Genomic DNA, 24,000 nt, shown 5'->3' with positions numbered 1-24,000 from the left:
TTGATGCCGGTCATCATCTTTATCTCGCTGGCGATCCTGTTCCAGCTCATCTTGACCTACACGAGATACGGCAAGCATTGTTACGCCATCGGCTCCAACGAGGACGCCGCGCGCATGTCCGGCATCAAGATCGCCAACCACAAGATTCTCGTCTATGTCATCGCCGGCATCCTGGCCTCGCTCGCCGCCGTGGTGCTCTGCTCCAAGAACCTCACCGCCCAGTCCGGCATGGGCGTGATGTATGAACTCGACGCCATCGCCATGGCGGTCATCGGCGGCGTTTCGCTGTCGGGCGGGCGCGGTTCCATCGTCGGCACGGTGATCGGATCGCTGATCTTCGGCGTCATCATCTCCGGCTTCACCTTCCTGCGCCTCGACGCCTACTACCAGGAGATGGTCAAGGGCGTGATCATCGTCGGCGCGGTCGTTCTCGACCAGTGGCGCCAGCGCATGCGGGCATTGAGGGCTTGACCATGTCAGACATCGTCCTGAAAACCGAAAACCTGACCAAGCGCTATGGCGGCGTGCATGCGCTGGAAGGCGCGAACTTCGAACTGCGCAAGGGTGAGCATGTCGCCATCATGGGCGACAATGGCGCCGGCAAGTCGACCTTCGTGCGCCAGATCACGGCGGTCGAACAGCGCACCAGCGGCAAGATCTGGTTCGACGGCAAGGAAGTGAATTTCACGGGTCCCATCGCGGCACGCGAGGCGGGCATCGAGACCGTATTCCAGAACCTGGCGCTGGCCGACGACCTCGACGTGCCGTCGAACCTGTTCCTCGGCCGCGAGAAGGTGCTGTTCAACCTCGGGCCATTCTCGATCCTCGATCGCAAATATATGCGCAAGGCGACCGAGGCGGCCCTGGTTCGCACCGCGGTGAAAATCCCCAACCTCTCCAACACCATCCGCCACATGTCGGGCGGCCAGCGCCAGTGCGTGGCAATCGCCAGGACAGCGACCTTCGCTTCCAAGCTGATCATCATGGACGAGCCGACGGCGGCCCTTGGCGTGCAGGAGACGGCGCAGGTCGAAAACATCATCCGGACGCTGAAGGACAATGGCGAGCCGCTGATCCTGATCAGCCACAATATGCGCCAGGTGTTCGACCTTTGCGACCGCATCGTCGTGTTCCGGCGCGGCCGCATCGTGGCCAATCTGCGCAAGGAGAATACGGACGGCCAGGATATCGTCTCCTACATCACCGGCGCCAAGACCGGGGAAGCCGAACTCGCGGCCTAGGCCGGGCGCGGAGGCGGCGGTCATCGCCTCCCTGTCGATATATCTGGACCACAAAATCACCCTGCGCCCATGGCTGGCGACGCCAGCTTCGAACCATCCCCAGAGGAAATATCCATGACTCTCCGCTTCGCCCTCCTCGGTGCCGGCCGCATCGGCAAGGTCCACGCCCGCGCGGTCGGCTCCAATCCGCAGGCCAAACTGGTTGCGGTCGCCGATGCCTTCGAGAAGGCGGCGACGGAATTGGCGACCGCCTATGGGGCGGAGGTGCGCACCATCGATGCCATCGAGAAATCCGGGGATATCGACGCCGTCGTCATCTGCACGCCGACCGACACCCATGCCGACCTGATCGAGCGCTTCGCCAAGGCTGGCAAGGCGATCTTCTGCGAGAAGCCGATCGACCTCGACGTCAAGCGGGTGGAGAAATGCCTGGCCGTGGTCGACAAGTCCAAGGCGACGCTGATGGTCGGCTTCAACAGGCGCTTCGACCCGCATTTCGCCGCCGTGCGCAAGGCGATCGACGACGGCGCCATCGGCACCGTCGAGATGGTCACCATCACCTCGCGCGATCCCGGCGCGCCGCCCATCGATTACATCAAGCGCTCGGGTGGCATTTTTCGCGATATGACCATCCACGATTTCGACATGGCGCGCTTCCTGCTCGGCGAGGAACCTGTCGCGGTCAGCGCCCACGCCTCGGTGCTCGTGGACAAGAAAATCGGCGAGGCCGGCGATTTCGACTCGGTCAGCGTCATCCTCGAGACGGCGTCAGGCAAGCAGGCCGTCATCTCCAATTCACGCCGCGCCACCTACGGCTACGACCAGCGCATCGAGGTGCATGGTTCGAAGGGCATGGTCGCAGCCGAGAACCAGCGGCCGGTGTCGATCGAACTGGCCAATGAGAAGGGCTATACCCGCCCGCCGCTGCACGACTTCTTCATGACGCGCTATCTCGACGCCTATGCCCTCGAGATCGCGGCCTTCATCGCCGCGGCGACGTCAGGCAAGAAGGCGGCGCCGAGCGGGGCCGACGGGCTTGTGGCCTTGAAGCTCGCCGATGCGGCGCTGAAATCGGCGACGTCAGGCAAGACCGTCCGTCTCGACAAGTAACGGAATTCGACCCAAGAAAACAGGAGCAGAGCGATGAGCGCATCCGCCGATCGCAATCATGATACACGCGCCATCGTCACCGGCGGCGCGCAAGGCATTGGCTTCGCTGTCGCGGAGGCGCTTGCCGATGAGGGCTGCCGGGCTCTGGCGCTCATCGGCCGCTCGCAAGCGAAGGGGGACAAGGCCGTCGCCAGCCTCAAGAAATCCGGCGTCGACGCGATCTTTATCAGCGCCGACGTTGCTGATGTGGCGGACTGCAAGCGCGCGGTGGCGACCGCGATTTCGCATTTCGGCACGATCAACGCGCTGGTCAACGCCGCCGCCACATCGGCGCGCGGATCGTTGGTCGAAACCTCGGAAGAGCTTTTCGACCAGATTTTCGACACCAATGTGCGAGGACCGTTCTTCCTGATGCAGGGGGTGGTCGCACATCTGCTGGAACGCAAGGCGCCGGGCTCGATCGTCAACGTTTTGTCGATGTCGGCGCATGCCGGCCAGTCCTTCCTGACGCCCTATTCGACCAGCAAGGGCGCACTGATGACGCTGACCAAGAATGTCGCCAGCTCCTATCGGAAGAACCGCATCCGCTGCAACGCCGTGCTGCCCGGCTGGATGGACACCGAGGGCGAGGCGATCGTGCAGAAGAAATGGCACGACGCGCCGGACGACTGGCTGGAGAAGGCCGAGGCCGCGCAGCCGATGGGCCAGTTGGTGAAGCCGGCACAGCTCGCCCGGCTGATCACCTACATGATCAGCCCGCAGGCCGGTGTCATGACCGGGTCACTGGTCGACTACGACCAGAACATTGCCGGCGTGGTTGGGGATTAACGGCAACACTACGTCCCGCAGAGCTCGGCCGTGTGTCCGCACCATCACGGCTGCGCTTTAAAGCCCTGTTGCCGGAGCATCGGCATTCCCATATAGTCAAGATGGTCAGACTAGTCATGGGATTGAAAATGCTGCCAGAACCCAAGAAAGGCACGAGCTGGACGGTCGCTGGGGCAAAAGCCCGGCTATCGGAGGTCATCGAGCGCGCGCAATCTTCGCCGCAGACCATCACGAGAAACGGCAAACCAAGCGTGGTTGTCGTTTCGGCCGAGGAATGGCGGCGGAAAACTGTTCGTAAGGGTACGCTTGCGGAGTTCCTGCTGGACTCGCCACTGCGCGGCGCCGATCTCGACCTTGAGCGTCAACGCGACGAACCGCGTGATCTGCCGCTGTGAAGCTGCTGCTCGACACGAATGTCCTGTCCGAGGCGACGAGGCCGTCGCCGGACGTGCGCGTTCTGGAGTGGCTGGACGGGCTCGATGAGGACCGGACCTTCATCAGTGTCGTTTCGATCGCCGAGATCCGGCGCGGCGTTGCTCTTATGGATGAGGGCCGCAAACGCGAGGCGCTGGCTGAATGGCTCGCTCTGGACCTGCCGCAGCGCTTCGAGCAGAGGGTTCTTCCGGTGGATGAACCGGTAGCATTGGCGTGGGGCGATCTGATGGGCTTTGCCAAGCGCCGGGGTCGCGGTCTGTCATCGATGGACGGATTGATCGCAGCCACCGCGATTGCGCGGCAGCTCACCTTGGCGACACGCAATACCAGGGATTTCGAAGGTCTTGGACTTGAACTCCTCGACCCCTGGACTGCATGAATCGGGTGCTTATGCGGGCCTCGAAGCGCCCATCTCTCCTCGTAGTCGCATCAGCCTCGTGACAAACGTTTCAGCTTCGACTATATGAGCCGCATGATCAACCTGACCGCCACCTATTGGTACTTTAGCAGCTCGCTGGCGGCGGGAGGATTGCGCTCGATCTGAAGATTGCAGCATCAAAATCCGAACAGCCGCCAGACCTGGCGGCTTTTTTGTTTCAGCTGGCAGGTCTCCCAACCAGGAGCAGAAAGCCGTGTTGACCACCACAGACGACCTTCGGGTCACCGAAATCAGGACACTGAGCACGCCGGACGAGGTGATGCGCGAGATACCGCGCACGCTGACGGCGACGCGTACCGTCGCCACCTCGCGCGATGCCATCCATTCCATCCTCACAGGGGCCGACGATCGACTTGTTGTCATCGTCGGCCCCTGTTCCATCCACGATCCGGTCGCCGCCGTGGACTATGCCAGCCGTCTGGCGGCGCTGCGCGAGACCCTGTCCGATCGGCTCGAGATCGTCATGCGGGTCTATTTCGAAAAGCCGCGCACGACCGTCGGCTGGAAGGGCCTGATCAACGATCCCGACCTCGACGGCAGCTTCAACATCGAAAAAGGGTTGCGCATGGCGCGCAACGTGCTGTCGGCCGTCAACAATCTCGGCCTGCCGGCGGCGACCGAATTCCTCGACATGACCATACCGCAATACATTGCCGACCTCGTCGCCTGGGGCGCGATCGGCGCGCGCACGACCGAGAGCCAGATCCATCGCGAGCTCGCATCTGGCCTCTCCTGCCCGGTCGGTTTCAAGAACGGCACCGACGGTAATCTGCGGATCGCCGGCGAGGCGGTGAAATCGGCCGCGCAGCCGCATCATTTCATGGCGGTGACCAAGGGTGGGCGCAGCGCCATAGCGGCGACCACCGGCAATGAGGACTGCCATGTCATCCTGCGTGGCGGCGTTCAGCCCAACCATGACGCGGCGAGCGTCGAGGCGGCAGCCACGGAACTCGGCCGCATCGGCATCGCCGCCCGGCTGATGATCGATGTCAGCCATGCCAACTCAGCCAAGAAGCCCGAGAACCAGCCCAAGGTGGCGGCTGACGTGGCGGCCCAGGTGGCGGCAGGCGACGAGCGCATCATCGGCGTCATGATCGAGAGCAATCTCGCCGCCGGCCGGCAGGACGTCGTGCCTGGCAAGCCGCTCGTCTACGGCCAGAGCATCACCGATGGCTGCATCGACTGGGCGACCACCGAGACCGTGCTGCACGGCCTTGCCGGCGCCGTCGAGTGGCGCCGATCGGCACGGCGCGAGATGATGGAGAGGCAAGGAGCCGCCTGATCTGGCAGGCCATGTCTGTATGGAAGGGCGGCGGTCTCCGGATTCGGACCGGTCTCACGCCGCCCGCAAACCTTCCCACGCGGTGAACAGCGCGACAGCAAACAGCAGCAGGCCGGCGGCGCGGCCGGCAAAAGCCGTGGCACGCGGATTGGCGACCAGCAGGTCCCGGCTGCGGCCGGCGGTAATCGCGAGCCCGCCATAGATGGCGAACTGCGCGAGGACCGTCAGCAGCCCCATGATGGTCGCTTGCGCCCAGATCGGACCGTAGTCCGGCTTGAGGAACTGCGGATAGACGGCCAGGACAAAGAGATAGGCTTTTGGATTGATCAGGCAGGTTACGGCGCCCTGGCGGAAGGCCTTCCATGCCGAGCGGCTGCCGGTTGGCCCGCGATTGTCGACCGTGATGGAGCTGCGCATCAGCGTGATGCCGATAAAGGCCATGTAGGCGGCACCGGCGATCAGCAATGGCGTGAACAGGATCGGCACGAAATGCATGAGCAGGCCGACGCCGAGCGCGCCGTTCAGCGTATGGACCATGCCGCCGAGCATGATGCCGCCGGTAGCCGCCAGCCCGCGGTTGATACCGCCGGTGAGGGCATTGGCCAGCACGAACAGCATGTCCATGCCAGGCACGATGATGATGCCGAGCAGGAGCAGGAAGAAAAGCCAGAGATTGAGCGCGTAATCCATGTCAGTTGCCTGTGAGCCTTCCGAGCAATCCATTGCGGAAGCCGTTGATTTTCAAATCGACAGGCAGTCCTATAGGTCAGCCCAACTGACGATGGTGTGTCAGTAGCGAACGGGAACCGGGTGAAAAAATGCGCAAGGCGTCGCGTCTGTTCGAGATCATCCAGATCCTGCGGCTGGCAAGACAGCCGGTGACCGCGGCAATGATCGCCGAGCGCCTGGAGGTGACGATCCGCTCGATCTATCGCGACATCGCCGCGTTGCAGGCGATGCGGGTACCGATCGAAGGCGGACGTGGCATCGGCTACATATTGCGCCCCGGCTTCGACCTGCCGCCACTGATGTTCTCGATCGAGGAGATGGAGGCAATCGTCCTGTCGCTGGCGCTGCTGGAACGCACCGGGGACGACGAGCTCAAGCAGGCGGCCAAGCGCGTCAGCAGCAAGATTGCCGGCGCGGTGCCGCCACCGCTACGCCAGACGTTCGATGCCAATGCGCTGCATGCGTGGGGTTTCGCCGCGCCTTCGGCCGGCACGGTCGACCTGGCGCTGGTGCGCCGCGCCATCCGCGACGAGGAAAAGCTCGATCTTTCCTATCGCGACGAGCTTGGCCGCGCCTCCGAACGCCTCATCCGCCCGATCGCCCTCATCTACTACGCCGAAACCGCCAACATCGTCGCCTGGTGCGAGTTGCGCCAGGCGATCCGCAATTTCCGCAGCGACCGCATCGAGGATTGCCGGCCGACCGGGCTGATGTTCAAGGGCGAAGGCGACCGCCTGCGGCAGGTCTGGGTGAATGGGTGGGAGATGAATGCCGCCGCTGGTAGCTGACAGATCGCCAGCACGTTGAGGATGATCGAACCTAATGGACATCCTCTCGACGTTGCGATTTTAGATACGTACAATCAAAACTTCGGAGTGTGCTAACCACCAATCTTCGTTTTGACGCATCGCAACGATGGCAGCGGGGTTATACTGTCCCTTGTCGTCTCTTCTCGCCGCGATGCATTGTCGCCATCAGCCGCGCAGCGATATATAGCGCCTAGTATAGCCTTCCTAATAAGATCTCCTGGCAATGACATATATTTAAAATATTTGTTTCTACTTGGAAATCCGTTTATATAATCAAGAGCTCTATGTATACAGGAATCTGTTTGCGCTTTGTCACCCGCCTTAAATTTTGTTTTGTCGACAAAAAGCAACCCGACTGAGATCCACGTCTCTCTGCTGGTAAACTTATATGCAGTGCACCCATCGCTGCCGAGACGAGCCCTATAAGCAAATGGCTTATATCCTTGCAATAATTTTGAACTTTGCAGCAATGCAATCATATCTTTTTCGTTAATACCCGGCGAAACCGATATGATCGAAATTTGAGCGGCGCCTGCCGCCTTCTCCATATTAAACATCGCTTTATATTTATACTTGTAGCTGTCGACAGAGCTTATTATATCAGAGTCTCCGCCCAATATTTCGTATATTCGGGTATAGGATGGCCATGTTAACATATTCATGCTCGGATCCAATTCCGACAAGAAATTAGACGCCGTGATTTTATCGTCACGGCCTAATGTCTGGGCGTTAGAACCAGACGTGGCCAATAATAAACAAATATTACTAACGCATACAAGCGATCCCCAGTAATCTTTTGATCCTCGCTTGCGCATCCTATTTACTCCTCCGGATCGCTTACTTCTACCGCGACAAACAGATCACGCCTTCAAGTGCCACGTTGCGGGGCCAATTACTGCTTATTTATCACGTAAAAACATTCAGATCGCTACTTGTTTAGCACGAACAGCGCCATGCGATCCGTAGCTTCCTCAGCCACTAGGTTGGAATTGCTAGCTTAGGGCCAACATACCCTCGCGACGCAACGCTACCGCACATCGACCCAGCGCTTTTCCTCGAAGGAGCGCGCCATTGCGTGCACGGTGCGCTCGATCTCCAGCCCTTGCGCGAATTCGATGAGCCGCGCCGGCCTGCCGGCGAGCCGCGTCAGCAATTCGCGGCACTCGATGATCTTGAGATCGTTGAAGCCCAGGCCATGACCGGGCGCCGGCACAAAGGCGTCGTACGGCTTATGGTGCGGCGCCACCAGGATGGTGCGATAACCCTGTTCGGTCGGGCGGTCCGATGTGAGGTAAAGCTGGAATTCGTTCATCCGTTCCTGGTCGAAGAGTATCGAGCCCTTGGAGCCAAAAATCTGGACGGCGATGCGGCCCTTGCGGCCCCAGGCCGAGCGGTTGACCTGGAGCGTGCCGGCAATGCCGTTTTCCAGATGCATCAGCACGCTGGCGATGTCGTAGGTTTCAACCGCGCGGCGCCCGCCGGCAGCCAGCTTGCGGTCGGCATAGGGCTTGGCCATGTCGCAGATGACGCTGGCGACGCGTCCGAACAGCACAGAGACCAGCGACAGCGGATGCACGGCGAAATCGTCGAGCGCGCCATAGCCTGAAGCGGCCTCGTGCTTCCAGAAGAACAGCGCCTCGGGATCGGCCATGAAATCCTCGTCCATCTCGATGCGCAGATGGTTGACCTCGCCGATGGTCTTCTCGTCGAGCAGCGCGCCGATGTGGCGGATGGCCGGGCTCTGGATGTAGTTGTAGCCAAGGGCGGCGACCTTGCCCGACTTCTTCGCCGCGGCCGCCATCGCCTCGGCTTCGGCAAAGCTCGGCGCCATCGGTTTTTCGCACCACAGATGCTTGCCGGCTTCGAGGATGGCGATGGCCATTTCCGGATGGAACTGGTTGGGCGTGGTCAGCGAGACGATATCGACCTCCGGGTCGTTGACCACGGCGCGCCAGTCGCCGGACGCCTTGGCGAAGCCGAACTCGTCGGCCTTGCACCTGGCGAGATCCTCGTTGACCTCACCGAGATGGACCAGCCGCGGCTTGGCCACGTCGGGAAAGACGGCGCCGACAGCGCTCCACGCGATGGCATGGCATTTGCCCATGAAGCCCGTGCCGATAAGACCTACGCCGACCATCCGCGATTTCTCCATTGCCAGAAGCGCCGATTGGATGAATTAATCCATTTTCTTCGGGAATGGAATGTCTGCCTCATTTTTTATGGCGTTCTTGCGCAAGCTCGCTATGATGAGGCAGAGAGGACGCTTCACGGATGAGCTTGAACGGGCCGACGATGGACGAACTGGTACCTCGCGACTTCGAGACGCTACGCGCCACTATCCTGGACCGGCGCGAGAGCCTGCCCAAGCGCATCGCCCAGATCGCCGCCTATGCGCTCGACAATCCGGACGACATCGCCTTCGGCACCGCCGCCAGCATCGCCGCTTCGGCCGGCGTGCAGCCTTCGACCCTGATCCGCTTTGCCCAGCAGCTTGGCTTCGATGGCTTCACCAGCCTGCAGCAGGTGTTTCGCGAGCGGCTGCGCGAGCGCAATTCTTCCTATGACGAGCGGTTGCAGGCGCTGCGTGCCAAGGCTGATACCGGCGCCGGCCACCGGGCGATCTTCGACGGATTCGTCGCCGCCGCGAGCACCTCGCTCAACGACATTTCGCGCACGCTGGACGACGCGCATCTGGAAGACGCTATTTCCCTGCTGGCGAAGGCGCAGACCATCTATGTACTGGCCAAGCGGCGCTCCTACCCGGTGGCGACCTACATCGCCTACGCGCTGGGCAAGCTGAAGATCCGCAACCAGCTGATCGAATCCGCCGCCGGCCTGAACGCCGAAATGGTCGGCTTCGCCACGCCGGCGGACGCCGTCATCGCCATCAGCTTCTCGCCCTATGCACCGGCCACCATCGAGGAAGCACGCAGCATTTCGGAACAGGGCGTGCCGATCGTCGCCATCACCGACAGCTCGTTTTCGCCGCTTGCCCAGTTCGCCAGGGTCTGGTTCGAGATTGCCGAGGCGGACTTCGCCGGCTTCCGCTCGCTGTCGGCAACGATGGCGCTGGCCATGGCTCTGACCGTCGGCGTCGGCGAGAAGCGGCGCGACGCAAGCCGCAAGCGAAGAACCTGAATTTGACCCCGAGTAGGCCTGGGCGAGGCCGGAAATCGGACACCGCCCATCGCTTCCCGCCTTCGGTCCGGGATCATGGCCGCGCACTTTTCAGTACGGGAATGCTCATTCCATATTGACTATGGATTGGAATTATTATTTCATATTGCCGGCGCCACGCTGCCGCTCGCGCGTGTTACCCAAGCAATGTTGTTCATGACAACGAGACTGACGGGAGGTTCCAATGAGCGAAGCCGTGGACGCGAAACAGGCGCCGCTCGACGTCATCACCATCGGTCGTGCTTCCGTCGACCTCTATGGCCAGCAGATCGGCTCGCGGCTGGAAGACATCACTTCGTTCGCCAAGTCGGTCGGCGGCTGCCCGGCCAACATCTCGGTCGGCACAGCGCGGCTCGGCCTGCGTTCGGCGCTGCTGACCCGCGTCGGCGACGAGCAGATGGGCCGCTTCATCCGTGAACAGCTGAAGCGCGAAGGCGTTTCCGTCGAAGGCCTCAAAACCGACAAGGAACGGCTGACCGCGCTGGTGCTGCTGTCGGTCGAGAGCGAAGGCGTTTCGCCGATGATCTTCTACCGCACCGACTGCGCCGACATGGCGCTGGCGCCGGAAGACATCGATGAGGCCTTCATCGCCTCGGCGCGCGCCATCGTCGTCACCGGCACGCATTTTTCGCGCCCCAACAGCGACGCCGCCCAGCGCAAGGCGATCCGCATCATGAAGGCCAAGGGTGGCAAGGTTGTCTTCGACATCGACTATCGCCCGAATTTGTGGGGGCTTGCCGGCCATGCCGAGGGCTTCGAGCGTTATGTGAAGTCGGACCGGGTCTCGGCCCAGTTGAAGACGGTGCTTCCCGATTGCGACCTTATCGTCGGCACCGAGGAAGAGATCATGATCGCCTCGGGCGCCGACGACTGCCTGAGCGCGCTGAAGACGATCCGCTCGCTATCGCCGGCCACCATCGTGCTCAAGCGCGGCGCCATGGGCTGCATCGTCTATGACGGGCCGATCAGCGACGATCTCGAGGATGGCGTCGTCGGCAAGGGTTTCCCGATCGAGATCTACAATGTGCTGGGCGCCGGCGACGCCTTCATGTCCGGCTTGCTGCGCGGCTGGCTTGGCGGCGAGAGCCTTGCAACAGCGGCGACCTGGGCCAATGCCTGCGGCGCCTTCGCCGTCTCGCGGCTGCTGTGCGCACCGGAATATCCAACCTTCGAGGAGCTGCAGTTCTTCCTCAAGAATAGCAGCAAGCATCGTGCCCTGCGCAAGGACGAGGCGATCAACCACATCCATTGGGCGACCACGCGCCGGCGCGACATCCCTTCGCTGATGGCGCTCGCCTGCGACCACCGCGTGCAGCTCGAGGATGTCGCGGCCAAGGCCGGCGCCGATCCTGCGCGCATCCGCGATTTCAAGGTACTGGCGGTCCAGGCGGCGGCAAAGGTCGCCGCCGGCCGTGATGGCTACGGCATGCTGATCGACGAGAAACATGGCCGCGAGGCGATGTTCGAATTCGCCCGCCATCCTTTCGCCTGGCTTGGACGCCCGGTGGAACTTCCGGGATCACGACCGCTGCGCTTCGAGTTCTCGCAGGACATCGGCTCGCAGCTTGCCGAATGGCCTGTCGATCACTGCATCAAATGCCTGTGCTTCTACCATCCCGACGATCCGGCGGCCTTGAAGGAAGAACAACAGCAAAAGCTGCGCGCGCTGTTCGAGGCCGCGCGCAAGGTGGGCCGGGAACTGCTCATCGAGATCATCGCCGGCAAGCACGGCAAGCTCGACGACACCACAATCCCACGCGCGCTGGAAGAGCTTTACGCGCTTGGCATCAAGCCTGACTGGTGGAAGCTCGAGCCGCAGGCGTCGGCCGGCGCCTGGGCCAGGATCGAGGCTGTCATCCTGAAACATGATCCCTGGTGCCGGGGCATCGTGCTGCTTGGGCTCGAGGCGCCGCAGGACGAGTTGGAAGCGGCTTTCGCCGCCACCGCCAAGGCGCCGATCGTCAAGGGTTTTGCCGTCGGCCGCACCATCTTCGTCCACGCCGCCGAAGAGTGGCTCGCCGGCAGGATGTCCGATGACGAGGCCGTCGCCGACATGGCGTCGCGCTTCGAGCAACTGACCGAAGCGTGGCTTGCCGCGCGTGGCCGCAAGGCAGCATAACAGGCGCGGCACAAGGACTGCGGAGGAAAAGACCATGAGCAAGACAATCCGCCTGACGATGGCGCAGGCGTTGACCCGCTTCCTGTCCCGCCAGATGGCCGAGATCGACGGAAAAAAAATGCCGATCTTCGGCGGTGTCTGGGCGATCTTCGGCCATGGCAATGTCGCCGGCATCGGCGAGGCGCTCTACCAGGTGCGCGACGACTTGCCGACTTTTCGCGCCCACAACGAACAGGCGATGGCGCATGCGGCGATCGCTTATGCCAAGGCCAATTTCCGCCGCCGCTTCATGGCCGCGACCTCTTCGATCGGGCCGGGCGCGCTCAACATGGTGACGGCGGCCGCACTCGCCCATGTCAACCGCCTGCCGGTTCTGTTCCTGCCTGGCGATGTTTTCGCCAACCGCATTCCCGATCCGGTGCTGCAGCAGGCCGAGGACTTTTCCGACGGCACCGCGACCGTCAACGACTGTTTCCGGCCGGTCTCGCGCTATTTCGACCGCATCACCCGGCCCGAGCAGATCATCCCGGCGCTCAGCCGCGCCATGCAGGTGCTGACCGATCCGGCCGATTGCGGGCCGGTGACGCTTTCGCTCTGCCAGGACGTGCAGGCCGAGGCCTATAACTATCCCGAGAGCTTTTTTGCCGAGCGGGTCTGGCATCAGCGTCGGCCGCGTCCGGATCGCCGCGAGCTTGCCGCGGCCGTCGCGGCACTCAAGGGCGCCAAGAAGCCGCTGATCATCGCCGGTGGTGGCGTTCTCTATTCGCAGGCCTCGGATGAGTTGGCCAAATTCGCCGGGGGTGCCGGCATTCCGGTCTGCGAGACGCAAGGCGGCAAGTCCTCGCTGCCGGACGGTCATCCGCTCAACATGGCGGCGGTCGGCGTCACCGGCACTTCGGCCGCCAATCGGCTGGCTGAGGAAGCCGATGTGGTGCTGGCCATCGGCACGCGACTGCAGGATTTCACCACGGGCTCTTGGGCGCTGTTCAAGAACTCCGGCAAGACCATCATCGGGCTCAACGTGCAGCCTTTCGATGCCGGCAAGCACCGCGCTCTGCCGCTGGTCGCCGATGCGGCAGAGGGGCTCGCCGAACTCGGTGCCGCGCTGAAAGGCTGGAAGGCGCCCGCCGCCTGGACCGACAATGCGGCCAAGGGCAAGAAGGCCTGGCAGGCCGATGCCGCCAAGGTGACCGCGTCGACCAATGCCGCCTACCCGTCCGACGCGCAGGTGATCGGCGCCGTGCAGCGGGCCATGGGCTCCGGCGTGACCTTGCTGCACGCAGCCGGCGGCCTGCCGGGAGAACTGCACAAGCTCTGGCAGGCCGGCACGCCCGGCTCCTACCATGCCGAGTATGGTTTCTCGACCATGGGCTACGAGATTGCCGGCGGGCTTGGGGCCAAGATGGCCAAGCCGGGCGAGGAAGTCGTCGTCATGATCGGCGACGGCTCCTACCTGATGCTCAATTCCGAGATCGCGACGTCAGTGATGCTCGGTCTGAAGCTGACGATCGTGCTGCTCGACAACAGGGGTTTCGGCTGCATCAACCGGCTGCAGATGGCAACCGGCGGCGCCAATTTCAACAATCTGCTGAAGGATTCGCGCCACGAGATCGTGCCCGATGTCGACTTTGCCGCGCATGCGGCGAGCATGGGGGCGATTGCCGAGAAGGTGCCGTCGATCGCCGAGCTGGAAAACGCGCTGCGGAAGGCCAGGGGGAACGACCGCACCACCGTGCTGGTCATCGACACCGACCCGCTGGTCTCGACCGATGCCGGCGGCCACTGGTGGGACGTAGCGGTGCCGGAAGTGTCCGCGCGGCAGCAGGTGAACGCGGCGCGCAAGGCCTATGACGAGAAGCGGCAGATGCAGAGTGTTGGTGACTAATGTCGGCGCCGCCCCTCACCCTTACCCTCTCCCCCTAAGAACGGGGAGAGGTCGCCAGCGTCGCGATCAGCCCCTTCTACCCGTTCCCTATACGGGGAGAAGGTGCCGGCAGGCGGATGAGGGGCGGCACTGACGGCCAAAGAATGAGCTGTTTTGAAACTGGAGTGACGACTTGAAAGCCAAACTGGGCATGTCCCCCATTGCGTGGTGGAACGACGATCTTGCCGAACTCAGCGATGATGTGTCGCTGGAGGAGTGCCTGCGCCAGTCGCGCTCGGCTGGCTTCACCGGCATGGAAATGGGCCGGCGTTTTCCCAACGATCCCGCCGTCATGCTGCCGATCCTGAAGGCGGCCGACGTGACGCTGTGCGGCGGCTGGTTCTCGGGCACGCTGGTCGATGAGGACATGGCCAAGAACAAGGATCGCATCCAGCCGATGATCGACCTGTTCAAGGCGGTCGATGCGCCCTGCATCGTCTATGGCGAGGTCGGCCGCTCGATCCAGGGCGATCGTTCCAAGCCGCTTGCCACCAAGCCGAAACTCACCGGTGACGAGATGAAGGCTTATGGCCGGCGCCTGACCGAGTTCGGCGAATGGTGTGCCGAACAGGGCATGCCGCTGTCCTACCACCACCACATGGCGGCGGTGGTCGAGACCGAGCCGGAACTGGATGCCTTCATGCGCCATTCCGGCGAAGGGATTCCGCTGCTGCTCGATGCCGGACACCTGGCCTTTGCCGGCGGCGATGTGCTGCGCGCCATAGACAATCACCACAAGCGCATCAGCCATGTCCACGTGAAGGATGTGCGCATGGACGTGATCGACAAGCTCGACCGCACGAAGCAATCCTTCCTCGACGCCGTGGCGCTCGGTGCCTTCACGGTGCCCGGCGACGGCTCGCTGGATTTCGGCGCCATCGTGCAGCGCTTCGCCGACCATGGTTATGAGGGCTGGTTCGTGGTCGAGGCCGAGCAGGATCCGAAGAAGAACCCGCCGCTCAGGATGGCGCAGGTCGGACACAAGGAATTGATGCGGGTGATGACGGTTGCCGGCTACACGGTCGAAACGCAAGGTTTTCCGAATGCCTGACGCAAGGGTTCCCCGCGAGGCGGGTTGCTGTAAATTGGCCTGATGAAAGATTCCGAGCACCCCTTCTTCCGGCCCTTATGGCGGCGCGTCGCGGTCGTCGCGGTCTGCGTCGTCTGGTCGATTGTCGAGTTCGCCACCGGCACGCCGTTCTGGGGTGTCATCGCGCTCGGTTTTGCCGGCTATGGCGTCTGGCAGTTCTTCTATCTCTACAAGCCGGCCGACGAGAGCAAGGCAACGGCCGAGCCCGAACCAAAGGAGTGAGCGGGATGTCGAAGCTGCTGGTGAAAGCCGACAAGGGCCATGGCCGCGTCGCCCATGTGACGCCGAAAAGCGCCGGCTGGACGTATGTCGGTTTCGACCTGCATCGGCTGAAGCCCGGCGAAAGCGCCTCGGGCAAAACGGCCGATCGCGAGGTCTGCCTGGTGTTCGTGACCGGCAAGGGCACCGCCACCGCCGATGGCAAGGAGCTTGGCCTGCTTGGCGAACGGATGTCGCCGTTCGAGGGCAAGCCGTGGTCGGTCTATGTGCCCGAGGGATCGGACTGGTCGGTAATGGCCGATACCGAGCTGGAACTCGCGGTCTGCTCGGCCCCGGGATTGGGCGGCGGTTTGCCGGTTCGGGTGATCGGGCCGGACGATCTCGGCCAGGAGGTGCGCGGCAAAGGCACCAACACGCGCTACGTCTCCAACATCCTGCCGGAAGGTAAGCCGGCCGATTCCTTGCTTGTAGTCGAGGTCATCACGCCCGGTGGCCATACGTCGAGCTATCCGCCGCACAAGCATGACCAGGACAATCTGCCCGCCGAATCCTATCTCGAGGAAACCTACTATCACCGCCTCAACCCGCCGCAGGGCTTTGCCTTCCAGCGCGTCTATACCGACGCCGACAAGAATGGGCATCGCGCGCTGGATGAAGCGATGGCGATCGAGGATGGCGACGTGGTGCTGGTGCCCAAGGGCTATCACCCCTGCGCCGCCTGCCACGGCTACGACCTCTACTATCTCAACGTCATGGCCGGACCGAAGCGGACGTGGAAATTCCACAATGCCCCCGAGCACGAATGGTTGATGAAGGCCTGACCCTTCCGGGTTTTCGGCTGAAGTTATTGGTCCAGCTTGGAAAAATCGTCGGCTAAAGACCCGGTGGGTCGATTTGCCTTCGAAAAACCCTTCAAAGCTTCGTCAATCCGTCATGGAAATCACCTATGGCAACGGATCTGACGAGGACTTCCCATGCGTTATGCCATCTATTTCACCCCCCGGCAGGACGAACCGCTGGCGCGGATCGCCGCCAACTGGCTGGGCCGCGACCCGTTCGGCGCGGCGACAAGGCCGGTTGAAGCGGTGGCCGACCTGTCGGCGGCGGAAGTTGCCTTCCACACCGCTTCGGCGCGCCGCTATGGCTTCCACGCGACGCTGAAAGCCCCCTTCCGCCTGGCGGTGAACGAGACGGAAAACTCGCTGCGCGCGGCACTCGACCATTTTGCCGAGGCGACGCCGGTGGTGACGATCCCGCGTCTCGTCGTCAGCCAGATCGACAGCTTTTTCGCGCTGGTGCCGGAAGGTCCACTGCCGCCGCTCAACCGCTTCGCCGATGACGTCGTGCGCGATTTCGACCGGTTCCGCGCGCCGCTGACCGAAGCCGAGATCGAACGGCGCAGCCCGGATTCGCTGAAGCCGGCAGAGTTCCGCAACCTGTGCCAGTGGGGTTACCCCTATGTCTTCGAGACCTTCCGCTTCCACATGACGCTGTCCGGGCGGGCCGGGGCACAGGAAAGCCCTCGTCTGCGCGCGGCAATCGACAGCCTGTTCGCGGATGTGCTACGGCAGCCGGTGCTGGTGAACGCGGTGACGTTGTTTGTCGAACCTGAACCGGGTGCGCCATTCCTGGTGCTTTCCCAGCATGCGCTGGGACACCGCCCAGCCAGAAAATCCGCCTGACCGACTGCGGAATGGCTCCAGCCGGAAATAACCGAGGACTACCTGAAATGACTGCCGAGATTGTTCTTTCCAACGCCCGCATTGTGCTTGCCGACGAGATCGTCGAGGGTTCGCTGGTGCTGCGTGACGGCTTTATCGCCGGCATTGACGCGGGTGCCGCCCGAACCGGCGACGACATGGGCGGCGACTATATCATTCCGGGACTGGTCGAACTGCATACCGACCATCTCGAAGGCCATTACGCGCCGCGGCCGAAGGTGCGCTGGAATCCGATCGCCGCCGTGCTCGCCCATGACGCACAGGTGGCGACCGCCGGCATCACCACCGTGCTCGACGCGCTTCGCGTCGGCATGGATGAGGACGCCGACCTGACCTCGGACGACATCCGCAAGCTCGCCGATGCAATCGAGGACAGCGTGCGGGAAGACCGGCTGCGCGCCGACCACTTTATCCATCTGCGCTGCGAAGTTTCGGCGCCGGACTGCCTGCGGGCCTTCGCCAATTTCGATGAGGACGAGCGGGTCAAGCTGGCGTCGCTGATGGACCATGCGCCGGGCCAGCGCCAGTTCGTCAATCTCGAGACCTATGCCTATTATTATCAGCGCAAGCTGAAGCTGAGCGACCAGGACTTCCAGAAATTCTGCGAGAAGCGGATGGGCGAATCGGCACGCAATTCCGGCCCAAACCGCGCCTTCATCGCGGCCGCCTGCCATGAGCGCGGCATTGTCCTGGCCAGCCATGACGATGCCACGACGGGCCATGTCGAGGAGGCGATCGAGCAAGGCGTGCGGGTCGCCGAGTTCCCGACCACCGAGGAAGCGGCGCGGGCTTCGAAGGCCGCCGGACTCGGCGTGCTGATGGGCGCGCCCAACGTCATGCGCGGCGGCTCGCATTCGGGCAATGTCTCGGCGCGCACGCTGGCCGGCAACGGCCTGCTCGACATCCTGTCATCCGACTACATCCCCTTCAGCCTGATCCAGTCCGCCTTCTTCCTCGGCGACATGGTCGAAGGCATTTCGCTGCCGCAAGCAGTCGCCATGGTTTCGAAAAACCCGGCCGAAGCGATCGGCCTGACCGATCGCGGCATCATCGAACAGGGCCGCCGCGCCGATCTGGTGCGCGTGCGCGTCGACGATCATGTTCCGGTCGTGCGCACCGTCTGGCGGCAGGGGCGCCGGGTCGCATGATGGTGTCGGCCTTGATCGAGCGTGAGTTGTCCGCCGAAACGTTCCCGATCCGCCATGGCGTGTTTGTAGCGGTCGTAGGCCCAAGCGGCGCCGGCAAGGACACGGTGATCGGCTACGCCCGCGCGCTTTTTGCCGACGAGAGCCGGCTGGAGTTCGTGCGCCGTGTCATCACCAGGCCCAGCGATGCCGCGAGCGAGGATCACGATACGCTGGCCGATGCCGCCTTTGTCGAGGCCGAGGCCGACGGCGCCTTCGCCATCTCCTGGGAGGCGCATGGCCTGCGCTATGGCCTGCCCGCCGATGTCGACTGGTCGGTTGCCAATGGCCATGTCGCGGTGGCGAACGTGTCGCGCGCGATTATCCCCTCCCTGCGCGAGCGCTATGCCAATCTGGCCATTGTCGAGATCACCGCTTCGCCCGACGTGCTGGCCGAGCGGCTGGCAATGCGCGGCCGCGAATCGCGCGGCGAAGTGCTGGCCCGGCTGGCGCGCAGCGCCAATGTGACCTTGTCCGGTCCCGGCGTCACCACGATCGACAACAGCGGTCCGCGCGAGGCGGCCGGCGAGCGCTTCGCCGAGCTGCTGCGCAAGGCAATGGCCTTCTCCGACATGTCGGGCGTGATCTAGACCCTCCGCCCCACAGCTTCGATTTTCGCATCTCACGAGGCGACGGCCGCCGCTCCGGCGGTTTGCGGCCGCTCGTTTTTCGGCAGGCAGACATGTTCGCCTGGGCCGACCGCCATTGTCACACCCCTGTAATAGACATTTCGGATGGTGGCGCCCGTTGCAATTACTACATCCAGAAAAATGACCGCCCGACATGACATATGATGCCTCGAAAGATCGGAAGGCGACGGTCGATGCCCGGGTCCAGGCGGCGCTGGAAAACCTGCCGCCGGCCGAGCAGCGCATGGCGCGGTTCTTCGTCGACCAGAAGCAGTCCGTCCTGCTGGGATCGGCGGCCGAGATCGCGGAATTGGCCGGCACCAGCGACGCCACCGTCGTTCGCACGGCGCGCTCGCTTGGCTTCGAAAGCCTCTCGGCGCTTCGCCAGATGCTGCTCTCGGACCTGACCGGCACGCCCTCCCCTGGCAAGCGCCTGGCGCGCACCTTGCAGGAGACCGGCGACGATAGCGCCGGGGCGTTGCGGCATGTCATCGACATTCACGAGAGTGTGCTCGACGTGCTCAAGCGCCCGGAGATGGCGGCCGCTTTCGAGCGTAGCGTCGACATTCTGGCGCGGGCCAATCGCCGCCATGTCTTTGGCATCGGCCCATCGGGCGCGATGGCCGACTATGCCAGCTTGCAATTCAACCGGATTGGCCTGCCGACCAGCGCGCTGTCGGTATCGGGGATCGCGCTCGCCGACCGCTTGTTGTGGCTCGGCAAGGGCGACGCCGTGCTGATGATGGCTTACGCGCCGCTCTACCGCGAGGTCGAGATCATCCTCGAACAGGCCAGGCAGTTCGACGTCCCGGTCGTGCTGATCAGTGACAATCTGGCTCCGCTGGTGTCCGGCAAGGTGGCCGAGACGTTGCCAATACCGCGCGGCAAGGCCGATCACCTCGCCATGCATGGCGGCACGATAGTCCTCATCGAGGCGATGATCATCGGCCTGGCGAAACGAAACAGCGAAGCCGCCTTTGATGTCCTCGAGCGGTTGAGCACGGTTCGCGGATCGATCGACAAGGCATGGATAAAGCGCGGCGTCCGCAAGAATAACAACAATAAAAAGTAGAAATTCCTGCGTACGACACAAAACATTCAATTTGTTTATACATGGTACAATGGGGCTTACTGTGCCCGATCAAAATCGACTGGAGAGCAAGATGAAACTACGCACAACTTTCTGCTTCGCGATTGGCCTTAGCGCGCTTGCCGCGGCAGCACCAGCTTCGGCATCAGACCTCGTGCTTTACGACGCGCTCGATTTCGCCGGCCCGGTGGCCAAGGCCTTCCAGGCCAAGACCGGCCTCACGGTCGACGTCGTCGAACCCGGCAGCACCGGGGAGACGCTGGGCAAGATCGCCGCCGAAGGCAGCAACCCGCAATTCGACATCGTCTGGCTCGATGGCTCCGCCGTCATGGAGCGCATGGCGGCCGACCACGTGCTGCAGGCCATTCCCGCCGCCGCCTATGACAAGGTGGCATTCACCGATCTCGGCAAGTCGCTAATCCCGCAAAGCCACGCCTTCCTGCCGACCGGCACCAGCACCACGGCCATCGAGGTCAACACCAAGAAAGTGCCCGCCGACAAGCTGCCCAAGTCGTGGGCCGATCTTCAGTCCTTCGCGGGCAAGGTCGCGGCCAAGGATCCCAATCTGTCGGGTCCCGCCTATCAATGGCTGGCCGGCTTTTTCCAGACCAACGGCCTCGACGCCGGCAAGGCCCTGTTGGCCAAGACGCTGACCAACAAGTCCCTGTCGGGCCTGTCGAGCGGCGGCAAGGTGAACAAGGCGGTGCTGACCGGCGATGCCTCGGTCGGCATCAACCAGGACAGCGCCATCTTCTCGAAGATCGCCGCCGGCGAACCCGTCGTCGCGGTGTACCCCAGCGAAGGGTCCGTATCCTTGCCGCAGGGCCTCGGCATCAGCGCCAAGACGCAGCACATGGACGCGGCGCGGAAGTTCATCGACTTCGTCACCAGCGCCGAGGGCCAGGCCGCCATGCAGAATGGCGACGACACCGACTTCTTCTACATCCCGATCATCAAGGGCATCAACGCCAAGCCCGGCCGCGAAACCAACATCACCTACACGCATCTCGACGATGCCGTGGCCTCCGCTCACGAGAGCGAGTGGAAGCAGTGGTACAAGGCCAACTTCGTCCAGTGACCCGGCTGTTCGGGAAATGACGATCCTCCAGCATTCCGGCGCCGCGGCTTTTGCCCGCGGCGCCGGCGCCAGAAAACCGCCGTTAGGCCGCCTGTCGGCGCTTACCCGCTACGGCGGGCCATTTGCCGTCTACGCCGTCTTTGGCCTGCTGATCGGATTGCCGCTTGCCCTGGTGCTGGTTCAGGCGGTCATGCCCGGCTTGTTTGCCGCGCAAGATGCCAGCAACGGCCTGAGTTTCGAGCCGCTGGCCCGCGTTTTCAACTCGCCTTATGTCGCGGGCTCGGTCCTGCATTCGCTTGAACTCGGCATGCTCGTCGCCTGCACCACGACGGCGCTGGGTGGCGCCTTCGCGATCCTGGTCCAGCGCTGCGATATTCCGGGACGGACGGCGATTTCAATCGTGCCGTGGCTGGTTTTCCTGACGCCGTCCTATCTGAAGGCGCTCGCCTGGGTGCTGCTGATGTCCTCCGGCGGTTACCTGGCTCAGTTTGGGCTGCTGCCTGCCTGGCTGGGCTCGGCGTTCTTCGGCCTGGCCGGCCTGGTGTTTGTCCACACGCTCAGCCTGTTTCCGCTGGCCGCCTTCATCATCGGCAGCGCGCTCGCCGGCCTGGGCAGCGAACTGGAGGATGCCGCACGGCTCTCCGGCGCCACGCCGCTCAGGATCTGGCTCCGTATCAACGGCCCCTTGCTGGCGCCGGCCATCGCCTTGAGCTTCATCGCCACCTTCGCCGAGGTGCTGTCCGATTTCGGCCTGGCCTCGACCATCGCCAGAATGTCGAATTTCGGGGTGCTGACCTACGGCATCTACGCCGCCGCCAGCGATTATCCCGTCGACTTTCCCGCAGCCGGCGCCCAGGCGCTCGTCCTGCTCGCCCTTGTGCTGCTCGTCGTGGTGGCGGACAGGCTGCTGCGCCGCCGCGCCGACCCGCGCCTGATCTCCGGCCGCGCAAGGCCGGCTCGGCTCTACAATCTCGGCGCGTGGCGCTGGCTCGCCATGGCGGCGGCCCTTGCCATCGCTTTCCTCGCGCTGGCATTGCCGCTCGGCGCGATCGCGGCACGCGCCCTGACGCAAACGCTGGGTCACGGGCTCGTCTGGAGCAATTTCACGAGTGCCAATGTGGTGGCGGCGCTCAGCCTGAACACCGCGGCCAATGATGGCCTGTTGCGCAGCCTCTTCTATGCCGGGCTGACGGCGCTTATCGCCAGTTCACTCGCCCTGCTCCTGTCGGCGCAACTCGACCGCGCGGGCCCGGTTCTGCGCAGCGCCGTCGTCGGCCTGTCGCTGGGGTCGGTGGCAATCCCGGGCATCGTGCTCGGCTTCGGCTATATCCTGGTCTGGAATCGCCTGCCGGGTTTCCGCGACTGGCCGTTTCCCCACTATGGCGACGGCTCGCTGCTGGTCATGGGCTATGTCGCGGCAGCACTTCCCTACTGTCTGGTGGTGATCCTTTCGGCGATCGGCCAGTTGGCGCCAAGCCTGACGGACGCGGCGCGCCTGCATGGCGTGGGCACAATCCGGCGATTGCTGGCGATCACCTTGCCGCTGGTGCTGCTGAGCGTGGTGACGGCCTTTCTGCTGACATTCATCCGCACCGTGTTCGAGCTGCCTATCTCGCAGATGCTCATTCCCCAAAGCGGACCGCCGGCGCCGACGCTCATCCTGAAACTGTTCAGCCACGATCGTGATGGGCTGGCATCGGCCATCGCGCTGGTCGCCATGGCGGCCGCGGGCATCGGTGCCGCGCTGGTCTGGTACCCGCTTCGGCGGTTCGTCAAACCGCGTCGAAGCGCGGGCCATGCCGGCGTGGGCAGCGGTCAAACCGCGGGAACGGGAACCTTGTCATGACCGCCTCCCTGCATTGTGCCGGCATCTGCAAGTCGCTCGGCGGACGTCCGGTCCTGAGCGACCTCGATCTCAAGATCGACGCCGGCGAAGTGGTTTCGCTTCTTGGCGCCAGCGGCTCCGGCAAGACCACGCTTCTGCGCATCATCGCCGGACTGGTCGAGCCCGAAAGAGGATCGATCACGCTGGACGGGCGTGTCGTGTGGAGCGAGAATTCGGTGATACCGGCGGAAAAGCGGCGGATCGGCATGGTCTTCCAGGACTACGCGCTGTGGCCGCACATGACGGTCGCCAACAACCTGTCCTTCGGGCTGCGCTCGCAGCGGCTTTCGGATCGCGACATCGCCCAGCGGCTCGCCCACGCGCTCGACGTCACCCGCCTTGCCCCCTACAGGGATCGTTACCCGACCGAATTGTCCGGCGGCCAGCAGCAGCGGGTCGCCATCGCCCGCTGCCTGGCCGCACGCCCGGCGCTGATGCTGTTCGACGAGCCGCTGAGCAATCTCGACGCGGCGTTGCGCGAGGATATGCGCATCGAGATGATGGAACTGGTGCGCCGCGAGGCCATCACCGTCGTCTATGTGACGCATGACCAGGCGGAGGCGATGGCGGTCTCCGACCGCATCGCCATCATGCGGGCAGGCGAGATCGTCCAGTTCGACACACCACGTGCGATCTACGAGGCACCCGCCGATTCCTTCGTGGCCAGCTTCATCGGCGGCTTTTCGATCGTTCGCGGACAGGTCCGTGACGAACGCTTCAAGATCGCCGAGAGCGACGCCGAAACCGTGCGCACGCCGGGCGCGCGCCCTGGCGCCGGCATGCTGGTCATTCGTCCCGAAGACGCCCGCCCGGCCGACGCCTATCCGGACAACCGCCTGCAGGGCAAGGTTCTGTCGAGCGCCTTCCAGGGCCGATGCTGGCGACTGGCGATCGACCTCGGACCCCACCGTGTGCGGCTCGATTGGCCCGAAGCGCCGCCGGTTGGCGCTTCGCTTGCTTTTTCGCTGCCGCCGGAGCGATGTGTGGTGCTGACCGCATAGCGATTTGGAT

24 protein-coding genes are annotated in these 24,000 nt (G+C 63.5%); 21 read left to right on the top strand and 3 right to left on the bottom strand.

The genetic code is table 11. The annotated features are described in order from the left end of the window. From FJ930_RS29015 to FJ930_RS28985, 7 genes are all read left to right on the top strand, one after another. A partial coding sequence (locus FJ930_RS29015) for an ABC transporter permease (RefSeq protein ID WP_141841052.1) occupies nt 1–471 on the top strand: 471 nt, incomplete at its 5' end. A gap of 2 nt (nt 472–473) precedes the next feature. Beyond that, a complete protein-coding gene (locus FJ930_RS29010; protein ID WP_140767453.1) occupies nt 474–1,241 on the top strand; it encodes an ATP-binding cassette domain-containing protein in 768 nt (255 codons plus the stop codon). A gap of 114 nt (nt 1,242–1,355) precedes the next feature. Next, the gene (gene iolG, locus FJ930_RS29005) at nt 1,356–2,351 is read left to right on the top strand and encodes an inositol 2-dehydrogenase (protein WP_141841051.1); all 996 of its coding nucleotides are present in this window, start codon (nt 1,356–1,358) and stop codon (nt 2,349–2,351) included. A gap of 33 nt (nt 2,352–2,384) precedes the next feature. Then, nucleotides 2,385–3,179 (top strand): SDR family oxidoreductase, encoded by a 795-nt coding sequence (locus tag FJ930_RS29000; RefSeq protein WP_141841050.1) that lies wholly within the window; start codon nt 2,385–2,387, stop codon nt 3,177–3,179. Between the two features lie 116 nt (nt 3,180–3,295). Next, nucleotides 3,296–3,574 (top strand): type II toxin-antitoxin system Phd/YefM family antitoxin, encoded by a 279-nt coding sequence (locus FJ930_RS28995; RefSeq protein WP_246677089.1) that lies wholly within the window; start codon nt 3,296–3,298, stop codon nt 3,572–3,574. Continuing rightward, nucleotides 3,571–3,993 (top strand): type II toxin-antitoxin system VapC family toxin, encoded by a 423-nt coding sequence (locus FJ930_RS28990; protein WP_141841049.1) that lies wholly within the window; start codon nt 3,571–3,573, stop codon nt 3,991–3,993. Before FJ930_RS28995 ends, FJ930_RS28990 begins: the two co-directional genes overlap by 4 nt. A 253-nt stretch (nt 3,994–4,246) precedes the next feature. Beyond that, nucleotides 4,247–5,335, top strand: coding sequence for a 3-deoxy-7-phosphoheptulonate synthase (locus tag FJ930_RS28985; protein WP_141841048.1), 1,089 nt, complete (start codon nt 4,247–4,249; stop codon nt 5,333–5,335). A 54-nt stretch (nt 5,336–5,389) separates the two neighbouring features. Here FJ930_RS28985 and FJ930_RS28980 read toward each other — a convergent pair whose 3' ends face one another. Continuing rightward, a complete protein-coding gene (locus FJ930_RS28980) occupies nt 5,390–6,025 on the bottom strand; it encodes a LysE family translocator (RefSeq protein ID WP_140748165.1) in 636 nt (211 codons plus the stop codon). Between the two features lie 128 nt (nt 6,026–6,153). Between FJ930_RS28980 and FJ930_RS28975 the strand changes: the two genes are divergently transcribed. After that, complete coding sequence (locus FJ930_RS28975; RefSeq protein WP_141841047.1) at nt 6,154–6,852, top strand: YafY family protein; 699 nt, start codon at nt 6,154–6,156, stop codon at nt 6,850–6,852. Nucleotides 6,853–6,944: 92 nt separating this feature from the next. Here the strand turns inward: FJ930_RS28975 and FJ930_RS28970 are convergent, their stop codons facing one another. Together FJ930_RS28970 and FJ930_RS28965 are read right to left on the bottom strand one after the other, a co-directional pair. Beyond that, entirely contained in the window at nt 6,945–7,688 is a 744-nt protein-coding gene (locus FJ930_RS28970) for a hypothetical protein (RefSeq protein ID WP_141841046.1), read from the bottom strand. Between the two features lie 212 nt (nt 7,689–7,900). After that, complete coding sequence (locus FJ930_RS28965; protein WP_141841045.1) at nt 7,901–9,010, bottom strand: Gfo/Idh/MocA family oxidoreductase; 1,110 nt, start codon at nt 9,008–9,010, stop codon at nt 7,901–7,903. A gap of 155 nt (nt 9,011–9,165) precedes the next feature. Here FJ930_RS28965 and FJ930_RS28960 point away from each other — a divergent pair, with 155 nt between their 5' ends. The 13 genes from FJ930_RS28960 (at nt 9,166) to FJ930_RS28900 (ending at nt 23,990) form a co-directional block, all read left to right on the top strand. Next, on the top strand, nt 9,166–10,011 hold the full coding sequence (locus tag FJ930_RS28960) for a MurR/RpiR family transcriptional regulator (RefSeq protein WP_181763504.1): 846 nt from the start codon (nt 9,166–9,168) through the stop codon (nt 10,009–10,011). A 223-nt stretch (nt 10,012–10,234) separates the two neighbouring features. Then, nucleotides 10,235–12,169: a 5-dehydro-2-deoxygluconokinase gene (gene iolC, locus FJ930_RS28955; RefSeq protein ID WP_141841043.1), complete on the top strand. Its 1,935-nt coding sequence runs from the start codon at nt 10,235–10,237 to the stop codon at nt 12,167–12,169. Between the two features lie 34 nt (nt 12,170–12,203). Next, nucleotides 12,204–14,054 carry a 3D-(3,5/4)-trihydroxycyclohexane-1,2-dione acylhydrolase (decyclizing) gene (gene iolD, locus FJ930_RS28950; protein ID WP_141841042.1) on the top strand — a complete coding sequence of 617 codons (1,851 nt, stop codon included), beginning with the start codon at nt 12,204–12,206 and terminating at the stop codon, nt 14,052–14,054. Nucleotides 14,055–14,226: 172 nt separating this feature from the next. Next, a complete protein-coding gene (iolE, locus tag FJ930_RS28945; RefSeq protein ID WP_141841041.1) occupies nt 14,227–15,144 on the top strand; it encodes a myo-inosose-2 dehydratase in 918 nt (305 codons plus the stop codon). A gap of 42 nt (nt 15,145–15,186) precedes the next feature. Then, complete coding sequence (locus tag FJ930_RS28940; RefSeq protein WP_141841040.1) at nt 15,187–15,405, top strand: DUF3329 domain-containing protein; 219 nt, start codon at nt 15,187–15,189, stop codon at nt 15,403–15,405. A gap of 5 nt (nt 15,406–15,410) precedes the next feature. Then, a complete protein-coding gene (iolB, locus tag FJ930_RS28935) occupies nt 15,411–16,223 on the top strand; it encodes a 5-deoxy-glucuronate isomerase (RefSeq protein WP_141841039.1) in 813 nt (270 codons plus the stop codon). 153 nt (nt 16,224–16,376) lie between these two features. Next, nucleotides 16,377–17,084: a DUF1045 domain-containing protein gene (locus FJ930_RS28930; protein WP_141841038.1), complete on the top strand. Its 708-nt coding sequence runs from the start codon at nt 16,377–16,379 to the stop codon at nt 17,082–17,084. 47 nt (nt 17,085–17,131) lie between these two features. Beyond that, nucleotides 17,132–18,271, top strand: a complete 1,140-nt coding sequence (locus tag FJ930_RS28925; RefSeq protein ID WP_141841037.1) for an alpha-D-ribose 1-methylphosphonate 5-triphosphate diphosphatase — start codon at nt 17,132–17,134, stop codon at nt 18,269–18,271. Next, entirely contained in the window at nt 18,268–18,897 is a 630-nt protein-coding gene (gene phnN / locus FJ930_RS28920) for a phosphonate metabolism protein/1,5-bisphosphokinase (PRPP-forming) PhnN (protein WP_181176540.1), read from the top strand. Before FJ930_RS28925 ends, phnN begins: the two co-directional genes overlap by 4 nt. A 193-nt stretch (nt 18,898–19,090) precedes the next feature. Further along, on the top strand, nt 19,091–20,008 hold the full coding sequence (locus FJ930_RS28915; protein ID WP_140748197.1) for a MurR/RpiR family transcriptional regulator: 918 nt from the start codon (nt 19,091–19,093) through the stop codon (nt 20,006–20,008). A gap of 91 nt (nt 20,009–20,099) precedes the next feature. Beyond that, nucleotides 20,100–21,104, top strand: a complete 1,005-nt coding sequence (locus tag FJ930_RS28910) for an extracellular solute-binding protein (protein ID WP_181763503.1) — start codon at nt 20,100–20,102, stop codon at nt 21,102–21,104. A 16-nt stretch (nt 21,105–21,120) separates the two neighbouring features. Then, entirely contained in the window at nt 21,121–22,950 is a 1,830-nt protein-coding gene (locus tag FJ930_RS28905; RefSeq protein WP_181763502.1) for an ABC transporter permease subunit, read from the top strand. After that, nucleotides 22,947–23,990, top strand: coding sequence for an ABC transporter ATP-binding protein (locus FJ930_RS28900; protein WP_141841034.1), 1,044 nt, complete (start codon nt 22,947–22,949; stop codon nt 23,988–23,990). Before FJ930_RS28905 ends, FJ930_RS28900 begins: the two co-directional genes overlap by 4 nt. Nucleotides 23,991–24,000 lie beyond the last annotated feature (10 nt).

The organism is Mesorhizobium sp. B2-4-15, assembly GCF_006658505.1.
In the GTDB taxonomy this organism is placed as follows: domain Bacteria; phylum Pseudomonadota; class Alphaproteobacteria; order Rhizobiales; family Rhizobiaceae; genus Mesorhizobium.
Note: the sequence above shows the minus strand (reverse complement) of the source record. Positions and strands in the feature narration are given on the sequence as shown.